Raw genomic sequence first — 13,528 nt, forward strand, 5'->3', positions numbered from 1 at the left:
CGATGCGGACGCTGTGTGCGAGCACGCTGATCGGTGAGTTCTTCGTGATCGGATTCGCCGGGCTGGTCGTGATGCGGACCTCCGACCTCTCCACCGGCCTGATCTGGGCCGTGAGCGGCACGGCGATGGTGCTCTGTCTGGCCCTGGCCGGCGTGCTGTCCCGGCCGGGGGCGGTGGGGATCGGCTGGGCGCTCCAGGTGGCGCTGATCGCCGGCGGTCTGGTGGTGCCCGTGATGTTCTTCCTCGGGGCCGTCTTCGCCGGCCTGTGGTGGGCCTCGGTGCACTACGGCCGCAAGATCGACGAGGCGAAGGCCCGGCACGCCTCGGGCGCCGCGGCCTGACCCGGCCCCGCCGTCCGGCGGCGGGGTCCGGGAAACCGGCGGCGGCGTGCCGCCCGTACCGGCCGCCCCTGTAGCCTCGTGCCACCCCGCACCCGCAGAAACGAAGGAGCTCATGCCGTGAGCCAGCGCACGCTCGTCATCCTCAAGCCGGACGCGGTCAGGAGGAATCTGATCGGCGAGATCATCGGCCGTATCGAGCGGAAGGCGGGCTGGCGGATCAGCGCGCTGGAGCTGCGCGAGCTGAGCCGCGAAGTGCTGGAGCAGCACTACGGCGAGCACGTCGGCAAGCCGTTCTACGAGCCGCTGGTGGAGTTCATGTCCTCCGGCCCGGTCGTGGTGCTGGCCGTCGAGGGGGAACGGGTCATCGAGGGCGTCCGCGCGCTGGCCGGCCCGACCGACCCGATCGCCGCCGGTCCCGGCAGCATTCGCGGCGATTTCGGCACCATCGTGCGCGAGAATCTCATCCACGCCTCGGACTCCGAGGAGTCCGCCGAACGGGAGTTCAAGCTGTTCTTCCCCGGGGTGGTCTGAGTCTCCCGGAGGACCGTCGTGCCCGGCGCCAATATCTGACGTCCTGTCAGTCGTAACCCCCGTGTGACCTGGGGCGGCCGAGGAAACCGGCCGCCCCTTGGCATATGCGCGGCCCCGGAGGGGAACCCATCCCTCCGACACGACGTCAGCATGACAGAGGCAGGCATTCCTTCCCCCGACAATGGGAGGGCCGTCGCGCGAAGCCGCCGCGGTCGTGACTACGATGGAAGCTTCACACCCACCGTGCTCACCCCGCCTGACCTCAAAAGTCATCATTTCCAGCTGGGAAGGCCAGACATATCCTCATGGGGAACAACATGTCGTTCATCGGCCGTGACATGGCTGTCGACCTCGGCACCGCGAACACCCTGGTGTATGTCCGAGGCCGCGGCATCGTCCTCAATGAGCCCTCGGTCGTCGCCATCAATACGAATACCGGCGGAATTCTGGCGGTCGGCGCCGAGGCGAAGAAGATGATCGGCCGCACCCCCGGCAACATCGTCGCCGTCCGCCCGCTCAAGGACGGCGTCATCGCCGACTTCGAGATCACCGAGCGGATGCTCCGCTACTTCATCCTCAAGATCCACAAGCGGCGTTATCTGGCCCGTCCGCGGGTGGTCGTCTGCGTGCCGTCCGGCATCACCGGGGTCGAGCGCCGCGCCGTGATCGAGGCGTCCACGCAGGCCGGTGCCCGGCAGGTGCACATCATCGAGGAGCCGATGGCCGCCGCGATCGGCTCCGGCCTCCCGGTCCACGAGGCCACCGGCAACATGGTCGTGGACATCGGCGGCGGCACCACCGAGGTCGCCGTGATCTCCCTCGGCGGCATCGTCACCGCCCAGTCGATCCGGGTCGCCGGGGACGAGCTGGACAACGCGGTCATCCAGCACATCAAGAAGGAGTACAGCCTCCTCCTCGGTGAGCGTTCCGCCGAGAACATCAAGATCACGATCGGCTCCGCCTTCGACTCCGGCGAGGACGAGCACACCGAGATCCGGGGCCGTGACCTCGTCAGCGGCCTGCCGAAGACCGTGGTGATCTCCTCCGCCGAGGTCCGCAAGGCCATGGAGGAGCCCGTCCACTCCATCGTCGACGCCGTCAAGACCACCCTCGACAAGTGCCCGCCCGAGCTGTCCGGCGACATCATGGACCGCGGCATCGTTCTGACCGGCGGCGGCGCCCTGCTCCGCGGCCTCGACGAGCGGCTGCGCCAGGAGACGGGCATGCCGATCCACATCGCCGAGAACCCCCTCGATTCCGTCGCGCTCGGCTCCGGCAAGTGCGTGGAGGAGTTCGAGGCGCTCCAGCAGGTGCTGGACTCCCAGCCCCGCCGCTAGACCCCGGGTGCGCGCCGCGCCGGCACCGTCCGGCCGGCGCGTCACCCGCCGCCCCCGCGGGGGACCGCGCACACCAAGGACGTCACCCCGTTCCGCCGTCGGAACCGCTGGTGGCCCCGGATCCTTCCGGGACCACGGCCCCCGATGATGACCGGCCCCGGCGCACCGCCGACCGGTCCGATGAGGAAGGCACGCCGCCGCACGTGAGGGACACACGAGAGAGCCGGCTGCTCCTGGTGCTGCTGATCGCCATCGCGTTCGCACTGATCACGGTGGACATCCGCGGCGGTGAGGAGTCGCCGCTGGACGGCGCCCGGGAGGTCGCCGCATCGGCCTTCGGGCCGGTGGAGAACGGCGTCGCGTCCGCCGTCGACCCGATCGGCAACGCCATCGGCGCCGTCCGCGACTCGGGCGAGCGGCACAGCCGCATCGCGGCCCTGGAACGGGAGAACGCCGCCCTGAAGCTCAAACTCGGCAGCGACGACCGCACCCGCAGCCGCGCTGGCGAACTCGACAAGATGCTCAGAACCGCCGGCGCCGGCCAGTACGGCATCAAGGGCGCCCAGGTCATCGCCATAGGAGCGGCCCAGGGCTTCTCCTGGACGGTCACCATCGACGTCGGCAGCGAGGACGGCATCGCCCGCGACATGACCGTGCTCAACGGCGACGGCCTCGTCGGACGCGTCACCACCGTCGGCCCCTCGACCGCCACCGTGCTGCTCGCCAACGACCCCGACTTCACCGTCGGCACCCGGCTGGAGGGCAGCGGCGAACTCGGCTTCGCCACCGGCCAGGGCGGCCGCGACCTCCGCGTCCAGCTGCTCAACGGCAAGACCGTGGTCAAGAAGGGCGACCGGATGGTCACCTTCGGCTCCCAGGGCGGCAAGCCCTTCGTCGCCGGCGTGCCCGTCGGCGAGGTCACCCGCGTCGACCCCTCCCGGGGAGAACTCACCCGCACGGTGCAGGTCCGGCCCTTCGTCGGCTTCACCAAGCTCGACATCGTCGGCGTCGTCGTCCAGCCGCCCCGCAAGAACCCACGCGATGCCGTGCTGCCGCCGAAGCCGAAGCAGCCGAAGCCGACGCCCACGGTGACGGTCACCGCCACGCCCACCGCCTCCATCCCCGCCCCCGACGGGAACTGACCGATGCGCCTCAACCGGATCCTGCTCTCCGCGGCCCTCGTCGTCGTCGCCCTCGTCATCCAGGTGAGCGTGCTCGCCCGGCTGCAGCTGCCCGGCGCCGTCCCCGACCTGACCCTCCTGGTCGTCCTCGGACTGGCCCTCGTCTACGGCCATGTCAGCGGCGCCCTGATCGGCTTCAGCGCCGGCCTGCTCGCCGACCTCGCGCCCCCGGCCGACCACGCCGTCGGCCGCTACGCCCTCGTCCTCTGCCTGATCGGTTACCTGACCGGCCTGGCCAAGCCGGAGAGCGGCCGGCTCCGCTCGGCCACCGCCCCCCTGCTGGCCGTCGTCATCGCGGCCATCGGCACCACCCTGCTCTACGCGGGCGTCGGCGCCCTCGTCGGCGACACCTCCGCCCGCCAGGTCGGCCTGCCCGGCCTGCTCGCCACGGCCGCCCTCTACGACCTGCTGCTGGCGCCCTTCGTCGTCCCCGGGGTGATGGCGCTGGCCCGCCGCACCGAGAGCGACCCGCTGGCGGAGTCCGCGGGCGGCACCGGCAGCGGCAAGGGCGCCTACGGCAACTGGCTGAGCAGCGGCACCGGGCAGCGGCTCGGCCTCGGGCGCGGCGGCCGGGGCGGAGGCCGCATCGGCGGCCAGCGCGGCGGGCTGCTGGGCGGCGGCCGGCCCGCCAGGGTCCGCGCGTCCCGCATCAAGGGGGTCAAGCGGCTGTGAGGACGCGCCCGGGCACCCCCGTACGACCCGACGACCGAGCCGGCCGGGCCGCGCGCACGGCACCGCCGGCGGCAGCACCCCAGGGGGCAGCGCAGTGAGCAACATCCCGGAGACCGGGCGGACCTCCCGGGTCACCATCCGGCTCATCGCCATCCAGATCCTGGTCTTCTCCCTCCTCGCCACCCTCGCCGGGCGGCTCTGGTACATCCAGATCCGCAACGGCGACGAGTACACGGCCGAGGCCGCGGGCAACCACGTCCAGCAGGTCGTCAAACCGGCCGTCCGCGGCTCCATCCTCGACGCCCGCGGCGTGCCGCTCGCCGACAACGAGACCCGTCTCGTCGTCTCCGCCAGCCGCACCGAACTGCTGAAGATGCGGGACGACGGCGAGGCCGTGCTGACCCGGCTCGCCGGTGTGCTCGGCATGGAGCCCAAGGAGGTCCTGGAGAAGGTCCGCCTGTGCGACGCCGAGACCAAGCAGCCCTGCTGGAACGGCTCCCCCTACCAGCCCATCCCGATCACCGACGAGGCGACGGCGCAGCAGGCGCTGACCATCCGCGAGCGCGCCGAGGACTTCCCCGGCATCACCGCCGAGCCCACCGCCGTACGCCGCTACGCCGCGCCCGGCGGCGCGGACACCGCCCAGGTCCTCGGCTATCTGTCGCCCGTCACCGACGAGGAGATCAAGGAGGCCGAGGACACCGACTCGCCCTTCCTCCGCTCGGACCAGGTCGGCCGCTCCGGCCTGGAGCGGTCCTACGACAAGTGGCTGCGCGGCAAGGCCGGCGTCACCCGGTACGAGGTGGACAAGCTCGGCCGCGTGATGGGCATGACCGAGAGCGACCCGGCCGTGGCCGGACACAACGTGATCACGAGCATCGACGCCCGGGTGCAGGCGCTCGCCGAGAAGGAACTGCACCTGGCGATGAAGGAAGCCCGCAAGCAGCACGACCGCAACACCAACCGCAACTACGAGGCCGACGCCGGCGCCATCGTCGTGATGGAGGCCAAGACCGGCCGGGTCGTCGCCATGGCCTCCAACCCGGACTACGACCCGAACGCCTGGGTCGGCGGCATCTCCGGCAAGGACTACGCCAAGATGACCAACAAGAAGTCCAACTACCCGCTGCTCAACCGGGCGATCCAGGGCCAGGCCGCCCCCGGCTCCATCTTCAAGGTCATCCCGACCGCCGCCGCCGTCAACGCCGGCTACGACTTCAACGGCAACTACGCCTGCACCAGCTCATACAGCATCGGCAACCAGGTCTTCAAGAACTTCGAGTCACAGGACCACGGCCTGATCGACCTCGGCCGGGCGCTGGAGGTCTCCTGCGACACCGTCTTCTACCGCCTCTCGCACCAGGAGTGGCGCAAGGACGGCGGCCTCAAGCCGAAGAAGAACGCCAAGAACTGGTTCTACGAGACCGCCCACCAGTTCGGCCTCGGCGAGAAGACCGGCATCGACCTCCCCAACGAGGTCACCGGCCGCGTCCCCGACCGCCAGTGGAAGCAGGACTTCTGGAAGGCCAACAAGGAGAACTGGTGCGAGCGCGCCAAGCAGTGGCCCAAGAAGAAGGACTACGTCACCGTCCTCTCCCGGGAGAACTGCCTGGCCGGCATGAAACTGCACGCCTATGACTCGGTGAACTACTCCATCGGCCAGGGCGACACCCTCGTCACCCCCATACAGATGGCGTCGGTCTACGCCGCCATCAGCAACGGCGGCACCCTCCACACCCCGACCGTCGGCAAGGCGATCGTAAGCCCCGACGGCAAGGAGGTCGAGGAGATCGAGCCGAAGGCACACGGCAAACTGCCCGTCGACAAGAAGACGATGCGGCAGATGGACAAGGCCCTGGAGGGCGTCGCCACCCGCGGCACCGCCGCCTGGCGCTTCGGCGGCTGGCCGCAGGACAAGATTCCGATGCACGCCAAGACCGGCACCGCCGAGGTCTACGGCAAGCAGACGACCTCCTGGTTCGCCACGTACACCGAGGACTACGCGATCGTCATGACGATCTCCCAGGGCGGCACCGGCTCCGGCGCCTCCGCCCCCGCCGTGCGCAACATCTACAACGCGCTCTACGGCATCGACGAGAAGGGCGGCATCAACAAGAAGAAGGCGCTGCTGCCCAAGCCGCAGAAGAACCTGCCGGAGATCCGCGAGGACGGCTCGATCAAGGCGGCCGCGATGCCCAAGGCCGGACGGAGGGGCGGCGAGTGACCGCGCCCGGCTTCGGCTTCTCCGTCAGCCGCTACACCCCCCGGCAGGGCGCCTGGGGCCGGCTCACCGCGCGCGACTCGATACTCCGCCGCCTCGACTGGCCCATGCTGCTGGCCGCGCTGGCGCTCTCCGGCCTCGGCTCTCTGCTGGTCTGGTCGGCCACCCGCAACCGCACCGAGCTCAACAACGGCGACCCGTACGACTTCCTGGTGCGCCACACCCTGAACGTCGGCATCGGCCTGGCGCTCATGGTGGGCACCGTCTGGCTCGGCCACCGCACCCTGCGCGGCGCGGTGCCGATCCTCTACGGGCTCTCCCTGGTCCTGGTCGCCCTCGTGCTGACACCGCTGGGCACCACCATCAACGGCGCGCACGCCTGGCTCGACATCGGCGGCTTCTCCCTCCAGCCGTCCGAGTTCACCAAGGTCACCATCATCCTCGGCATGGCGATGCTGCTGGCCGCGCGGGTGGACGCGGGCGACCGGGTCCACCCCGACCACCGGACCGTGGTGCAGGCCCTGGCCCTCGCGGCCGTGCCGATGGCCATCATCATGCTGATGCCCGACCTCGGCTCCGTGATGGTCATGGCGGTGATAGTGCTGGGCGTGCTGCTGGCCTCCGGCGCCTCCAACCGCTGGGTCTTCGGGCTGATGGGCACCGGCGCCGCCGGCGCCGTCCTCGTCTGGCAGCTCGGTGTGCTCGACGAATACCAGATCAACCGGTTCGCCGCCTTCGCCAACCCCGAGCTCGACCCGGCCGGCGTCGGCTACAACACCAACCAGGCCCGGATCGCCATCGGCTCCGGCGGCCTCTACGGCACCGGGCTCTTCAACGGCACCCAGACCACCGGCCAGTTCGTACCGGAGCAGCAGACCGACTTCATCTTCACCGTGGCCGGCGAGGAGCTCGGCTTCCTCGGCGCCGGCCTCATCATCCTGCTGCTCGGCGTCGTCCTCTGGCGCGCCTGCCGCATCGCCCGGGACACCACCGAGCTGTACGGCACGATCGTCGCCGCCGGCATCATCGCCTGGTTCGCCTTCCAGTCCTTCGAGAACATCGGGATGACCCTCGGCATCATGCCCGTCGCCGGCCTGCCGCTGCCCTTCGTCTCCTACGGCGGCACCTCGATGTTCGCCGTCTGGATCGCGGTCGGCCTGCTCCAGTCCATCAAGGTGCAGCGGCCCCTCTCGGCCTGAGCCCGGCCGCGCCGCCGCCCTCGGTCCGTCCCCGTGCCGCCCCCGTTCCGTCCGCGTCCGCCCGGTCCCGAACGGGCGGTACGCTGGATGGTCCCCCTATCCGCTCATGAGAGACACCGCGATGCCTGTCGAGTCGGTCTTCCCACGCCTGGAAGCGCTTCTCCCGCATGTTCAGAAGCCCATCCAGTACGTCGGCGGAGAACTCAACTCCACCGTCAAGGACTGGGACGCCTGTGACGTCCGCTGGGCGCTCATGTACCCGGACGCCTACGAGATCGGACTGCCCAACCAGGGCGTCATGATCCTTTACGAGGTGCTCAACGAGCGCGAGGGCGTCCTCGCCGAGCGCACGTACAGCGTCTGGCCCGACCTCGAGAAGCTGATGCGGGAGCACGGGGTCCCGCAGTTCACCGTGGACGCGCACCGCCCGGTCAAGGCGTTCGACGTCTTCGGCCTGAGCTTCTCCACGGAGCTCGGCTACACCAACATGCTCACCGCCCTCGACCTGGCCGGCATCCCGCTGTCGGCCGCCGAGCGGACCGAGGACGACCCCATCGTCCTGGCCGGCGGCCACGCCGCCTTCAACCCCGAGCCGATCGCGGAGTTCATCGACTGCGCGGTCATCGGCGACGGCGAGCAGGCCGTGCTCACCATCACCGAGACCATCCGGGCCTGGAAGGCGGAGGGCCGGCCCGGCGGCCGCGAGGAGCTGCTGCTCCGGCTGGCGAAGACCGGCGGGGTGTACGTCCCCCGCTTCTACGACGTCGAGTACCTGCCGGACGGCCGGATCGCCCGTGTCGTGCCCAACGCCTCCGGAGTGCCGTGGCGGGTGTCCAAGCACACTGTCATGGACCTCGACGAGTGGCCGTACCCCAAGCAGCCGCTGGTCCCGCTGGCCGAGACCGTGCACGAACGGATGTCCGTGGAGATCTTCCGCGGCTGCACCCGCGGCTGCCGCTTCTGCCAGGCCGGCATGATCACCCGCCCGGTGCGGGAGCGGAGCATCACCGGCATCGGCGAGATGGTGGAGAAGGGCCTGAAGAACACCGGCTTCGAGGAGGTCGGCCTGCTCTCGCTCTCCTCGGCCGACCACAGCGAGATCGGCGACGTCGCCAAGGGCCTCGCCGACCGCTACGAAGCGGACAAGATCGGCCTCTCCCTGCCCTCCACCCGGGTCGACGCCTTCAACATCGACCTGGCCAACGAGCTCACCCGCAACGGCCGCCGGTCCGGCCTCACCTTCGCCCCCGAGGGCGGCTCCGAGCGCATCCGCAAGGTCATCAACAAGATGGTCTCGGAGGAGGACCTGATCCGCACGGTCGCCACCGCCTACGGCAACGGCTGGCGGCAGGTGAAGCTGTACTTCATGTGCGGCCTGCCCACCGAGACCGACGAGGACGTCCTCCAGATCGGCGACATGGCGGTCAACGTCATCGCCAAGGGCCGCGAGGTCTCCGGCAGCAACGACATCCGCTGCACCGTTTCCATCGGCGGCTTCGTCCCCAAGCCGCACACCCCCTTCCAGTGGGCCCCGCAGCTCTCCGCGGAGGAGACCGACGCCCGGCTGGCCAAGCTCCGCGACAAGATCCGCGGCGACAAGAAGTACGGCCGCTCCATCGGCTTCCGCTACCACGACGGCAAGCCCGGCATCGTCGAGGGCCTGCTCTCCCGCGGCGACCGGCGGATCGGCGCCGTCATCCGCGCCGTCTACGAGGACGGCGGCCGCTTCGACGGCTGGCGTGAGTACTTCTCCTACGACCGCTGGATGGAGTGCGCCGCGAAGGTGCTCCCGCCGCAGGGCGTGGACGTCGACTGGTACACCACGCGCGAGCGGTCCTACGAGGAGGTCCTGCCCTGGGACCACCTGGACTCCGGCCTGGACAAGGATTGGCTCTGGGAGGACTGGCAGGACGCCCTCGACGAGACCGAGGTCGAGGACTGCCGCTGGACTCCCTGCTTCGATTGCGGGGTCTGTCCACAGTTCGACACATGGCCGCAACTGAGCCCTACGGCAGGTAAGAGCCTGCTCCCACTCACTCCCATCAACACAGGCAGGGAGGGGAAGTGAGCAGGTCAGGGAGGCCGTTACCTCTCCCTGAGCGCGCCCGTGAGGCGGTAGTCGAGGCGCTGGCCAAACTGTCCGAGAATGAGCGGGAGCAGGCCGTACAGGCGCTCTCTCGGATGGGTGCTCGACGTATGGAGCGAACCCCTGCCCCCGCTCCTCGTGCGCCGATACCGACAGATACAGAAGCGTCCCGAGTGTCCGTCTCCGCCTCAATCGAGTGGGTGTAGCCGGACCCCTGCCCACACGCAGAAAAGGGCCCCGACCTTCCCGAGTCGTTCATGACCAGGAAGAGCCGGGGCTCTGTGTGTTGTCGCTGCTGTGTGACTGTGTGATGGCCGTTGAGTGAGCGGCTGAGGAAGTTGGGCCCGAGGCTGCGTGATCTCTTGCGAGCGTGGTGCGTGGCGAGTCCCTGGCCGGTCGGGTGGCTGTCGACGTGCGCCGACTCGGACCGGAGGGGCGGGGGATGACCCGCGAGTACGGGACCCCCACCGCCGTGTCTTACCGGCCAAGATCGCGCCACGGTTTCAGGGTCGATCAAACCCGCACGATCCGGTCCGAGAACTCGCGGTGAAGGCGGTGCAAGTGAGAGGCCAGTGCCTCGTGAGTGGGCCAATCGTTCAGGTGGCGGACGGTGCGCGGCCGCATGGCTTCGCCCGTGAACGTTGTACTTGCCGCGTTCAGCATGCTCAAGCTTCAGATCCGGCTCGTTGCCACCGTCAAGGAGGGTGACAAACGTCGGCAACGGCGGCAGCCAGGGAGAGCCCAATGCGGCGCTGGGCCTGCCAGGCGTCAAGCTTGCGATGGCAGGACTTCGCCAACGGCGCGTAGTGCTCAGGGTCGGCGGAGCTCATAGCATCACGACCGTCTCATGGGACTTGAAATCTTCTGGTGCGAGTGGCAGGCCAAGCCCCTCGACGGACGGTGCGGCGGTCGACGTCGAGTGCATGAGCCGCACCGGCCGCACAGGTCACCAGGGGTTCCGGCGCCTCTGCACATCGTTCGCTGTCGTCGAGCGAGCCGAGGAGTGTCGGTTCAGGCCCCCTGTCGGTCGTTCCCCCGTGGTTGACAGGGGCTCTGTGCTGTACGCAAAGACCCCGCCTGCCGGTGGTGACAGACGGGGTCTCGAAGGTGAGCCGGTTACGGAGGGTCGAAGCTGGCCGGCGCGGAGAGTGATCGGCGCCAGAGCCTCACAGCTCGACGGCGAACGCGTCCTCCTTGATGACCAGCCGGTCTTGCGCATCCTTGGGGAGGAGGACTCGAAGGCTCACGTTCGGGGCGCGCTGCCCCTTCACCTTCGTGCGGGTCACCTCGCACTTGATGCCGACTCGACGGGCGTCCTCCTCCAGCGCTTCGAGCCCTCCCGACTCCCAGCGTTCGCACCACGTCTCGCCGTTGTGGACGTTCTCCCATCTGTCCTGAAGGGTCGCAGGGTCGACGGCATCCAAGTCCTTCAAGAGCTTGTCGAGCGTCGCCTGAGCCTGCTCCCGAGCGAACGCTGAAGAGGCGTACCGTCCTCCCGCTTCGAGCTCCCTCATGTAGTACGCCGCAGACTCCTTCAGCCGCTTCACTTCCGACCGCATCTCCGACGCCTCGGCGTACTCGCGCACTTGCACGGGGAAGCCGCCGAGAGCCTTCAGGAGGCGCTGCGAGAGAGCGAGGTAGAGGGCATCGGGGGCAGGGATGCCGAGCCCTCCGCTCTTACAGTCGGTGCACCGCATGTAGGAGTAGGAGCGCCCTTTGTTCGAGGTTTTCTTGACGAGCATGTGTCCCTTGCAGTCCGCGCACACGATGACCCCCAGGAAGCGGGTCGCCCCTCCCGGCTGCCGAGGCGGCTGTTTCCTCGACCGGCCGTCGAGCACCGCCTGAAGAGAGTCGAACTCCTCCTGAGTGAAGATCTCCGGAGCGACCCGTATCGGCTTGCCCTGCCTGTCGAGCACGAACCGAGAGCGGCGCACTCCTCCGTGCTTGTGCTCCTCGGTGCGGTAGCCGAGCGTGGCAGGGTTGCGGAGACGGCGGAGGAGAGTCGTCGTCGTGAGCCCTTCGCTCATGAGTCCCGAACGAACCATGCACCGGACCATGAACCGAGCCGACCGACCGCGCAGAGCCATGCGCCGAGCCCAGTGCAGAGCCGTGCGCGCATCGGGGTCGACGGCCAGCCGGGGGCGTCCATCCCTTCCCTCTTCCGTGACGTATCCGTACGCCGGCTTGCCGACGAGCCACGCATCCTGAGTCTTGGCGTACTCCCACAGGGACGTGACGCGGGTCGACGTGTTGCCCGCTTCGATCTCCGCGATACCGCCGATGACCGTAACGAGAACTTTGCCGATGGTCGTAGACAGGTCGATCGGGTCGTTCTTCGATACGAGGTTCTTCCCGTATCGCTCCGCCCACTGGACCATGACCGATAGGTCCGACAGGTTGCGGATGAAGCGGTCCAGCTTCCAGAAGAGCAGAGCATCAAACTCGGGTGCTCGGTCGTTCAGCCACTCGCCGAGGCTCTTGCGCTTCCACGGCGGAACCTTCGTTGCCGAGACGTTCAGGTCCGATGCGACGCCGACGACCCGATACCCCTTCTCCCTGGCGAGTAGGCGTAGGTCGAGTTCCTGCCGGACGGGGGACGTCGTGTCGTCGGTGAACACGGACAGGCGGACCGAGAGCAGGGCTCGGGGGGAGTCCTCGGGGAGCAGGGCCTCGACCTGCTTCAGCTCCTCCAGTAGCGCCAGGTCTGCCGGTGTCCACTCGGCCTCGACGTCGTATGCAGCCCGCTCGGCCGCCGTTGCTCGCTTGCTCTTCGTTGCCACGACCAGCAGGTTACCGGTTGTGGTGGCGTTTCACTCTATGGCAGATGGGCACCACCATCCAGATCCGGGGGAGAAGCTGCTGGCCACTCACGGTCGTCGAGCAGCCGGTACGCCGACCGCCACGGCGGGGCTCCGGTCCCGGCGGCCGTGTCCGTGTCGGCGCACCCGTTTCCGCTCCCCTGCGGGAACCTTCGGTGTCCGTCACACGTACCCTGGGAAGCAGGACGACCGTGACTCACGAAGGACTGAGCGACCCTGGGCAAGCGACAGCCCGAAGGCCCCCCGCCCGCACCGGTGGCGCAGCGCATCCGTCTGCGCTACACCAAGCGGGGCCGCCTCCGGTTCACCAGCCACCGCGACTTCCAGCGCGCTTTCGAACGAGCACTGCGGCGTGCCGGAGTACCGATGGCGTACTCGGCCGGCTTCACCCCGCACCCCAAGGTGTCCTACGCCAATGCCGCACCCACCGGCACGGGCAGTGAGGCCGAGTTCCTGGAGATCGCGCTCACCGAGCCCCGCGACCCGGAGAAGCTCGGGGCGCTCCTCGACGCGTCCCTCCCCGCCGGCCTGGACATCACCGACGCGGTCGAGGCCCGGACCTCCGGCCTGGCCGACCGGCTGCAGGCCTCCCTGTGGGAGCTGCGGCTTCCCGGGGTGAGCCCCGAGGAGGCCCGCCGGGCCGCCGCCGCGTTCCTCGCCGCCGAGTCGGTGGAGGTCGAACGGCGCACCAAGAACGGGATGCGCACCTTCGACGCGCGCGCCGCCGTCGTACGGCTGGAAGCCGGGGAATCACCGGCTGATGGGCCGGGCGACACGGCCTGTGCGATACTGCGCCTGGTAGTACGGCATGCCACACCCGCCGTACGACCCGACGACGTCCTGTCCGGCCTCCGAGCTACGGCCGACCTGGCGCCGCCGGTCCCCGCAGCGGTGACCAGGCTGGCGCAGGGGCTGCTCGATGAGGAGTCCGGCACGGTGACCGACCCGCTCGTGCCCGACCGCGAGGCTGTCACGGCCGCCCCACCCACGGCCGCCGTACCGACCGCCACGACGGAGGCACCGCCGTTCGGCGGAGCAGCGCCGGTGGGTTCCGCGTAAGGACGGTCGTCGAAGCGCCGCCGACGCACCAGGGAGCCACCCGGGTCCGGCGACGCGTTGACACAGAAGCTTTCGCCGGGCC

General features: G+C 69.4%; 10 protein-coding genes. 9 read left to right on the forward strand and 1 reads right to left on the reverse strand.

The window, feature by feature from the left end; all coding sequences use genetic code 11:
• Positions 1–2: 2 nt before the first annotated feature.
• From IF83_RS0123305 to IF83_RS0123340, 8 genes are all read left to right on the forward strand, one after another.
• The gene (locus IF83_RS0123305; RefSeq protein ID WP_030547252.1) at positions 3–341 is read left to right on the forward strand and encodes a DUF4233 domain-containing protein; all 339 of its coding nucleotides are present in this window, start codon (positions 3–5) and stop codon (positions 339–341) included.
• 117 nt (positions 342–458) lie between these two features.
• Positions 459–872: a nucleoside-diphosphate kinase gene (gene ndk / locus IF83_RS0123310; RefSeq protein ID WP_030547253.1), complete on the forward strand. Its 414-nt coding sequence runs from the start codon at positions 459–461 to the stop codon at positions 870–872.
• Between the two features lie 317 nt (positions 873–1,189).
• Positions 1,190–2,209 carry a rod shape-determining protein gene (locus IF83_RS0123315; protein WP_030547255.1) on the forward strand — a complete coding sequence of 340 codons (1,020 nt, stop codon included), beginning with the start codon at positions 1,190–1,192 and terminating at the stop codon, positions 2,207–2,209.
• A gap of 203 nt (positions 2,210–2,412) precedes the next feature.
• Complete coding sequence (mreC, locus tag IF83_RS0123320) at positions 2,413–3,351, forward strand: rod shape-determining protein MreC (protein WP_030547257.1); 939 nt, start codon at positions 2,413–2,415, stop codon at positions 3,349–3,351.
• Positions 3,352–3,354: 3 nt separating this feature from the next.
• Positions 3,355–4,062 (forward strand): rod shape-determining protein MreD, encoded by a 708-nt coding sequence (mreD, locus tag IF83_RS0123325; RefSeq protein WP_030547259.1) that lies wholly within the window; start codon positions 3,355–3,357, stop codon positions 4,060–4,062.
• Positions 4,063–4,156: 94 nt separating this feature from the next.
• Positions 4,157–6,286: a penicillin-binding protein 2 gene (gene mrdA / locus IF83_RS0123330; RefSeq protein ID WP_051723229.1), complete on the forward strand. Its 2,130-nt coding sequence runs from the start codon at positions 4,157–4,159 to the stop codon at positions 6,284–6,286.
• A complete protein-coding gene (gene rodA, locus IF83_RS0123335; RefSeq protein ID WP_030547263.1) occupies positions 6,283–7,482 on the forward strand; it encodes a rod shape-determining protein RodA in 1,200 nt (399 codons plus the stop codon). The genes mrdA and rodA overlap by 4 nt, the downstream gene beginning before the upstream one ends.
• Positions 7,483–7,603: 121 nt before the next feature.
• Positions 7,604–9,550 (forward strand): TIGR03960 family B12-binding radical SAM protein, encoded by a 1,947-nt coding sequence (locus tag IF83_RS0123340; protein WP_030547265.1) that lies wholly within the window; start codon positions 7,604–7,606, stop codon positions 9,548–9,550.
• 1,184 nt (positions 9,551–10,734) lie between these two features.
• Here IF83_RS0123340 and IF83_RS0123345 read toward each other — a convergent pair.
• Entirely contained in the window at positions 10,735–12,348 is a 1,614-nt protein-coding gene (locus IF83_RS0123345) for a recombinase family protein (RefSeq protein ID WP_051723231.1), read from the reverse strand.
• A gap of 294 nt (positions 12,349–12,642) precedes the next feature.
• Here IF83_RS0123345 and IF83_RS0123350 point away from each other — a divergent pair, with 294 nt between their 5' ends.
• Positions 12,643–13,446 carry a TIGR03936 family radical SAM-associated protein gene (locus tag IF83_RS0123350; protein ID WP_037681001.1) on the forward strand — a complete coding sequence of 268 codons (804 nt, stop codon included), beginning with the start codon at positions 12,643–12,645 and terminating at the stop codon, positions 13,444–13,446.
• Positions 13,447–13,528 lie beyond the last annotated feature (82 nt).

The sequence above is a fragment of the Streptomyces albus subsp. albus genome, from assembly GCF_000719865.1.
Lineage (GTDB): Bacteria > Actinomycetota > Actinomycetes > Streptomycetales > Streptomycetaceae > Streptomyces > Streptomyces albus_E.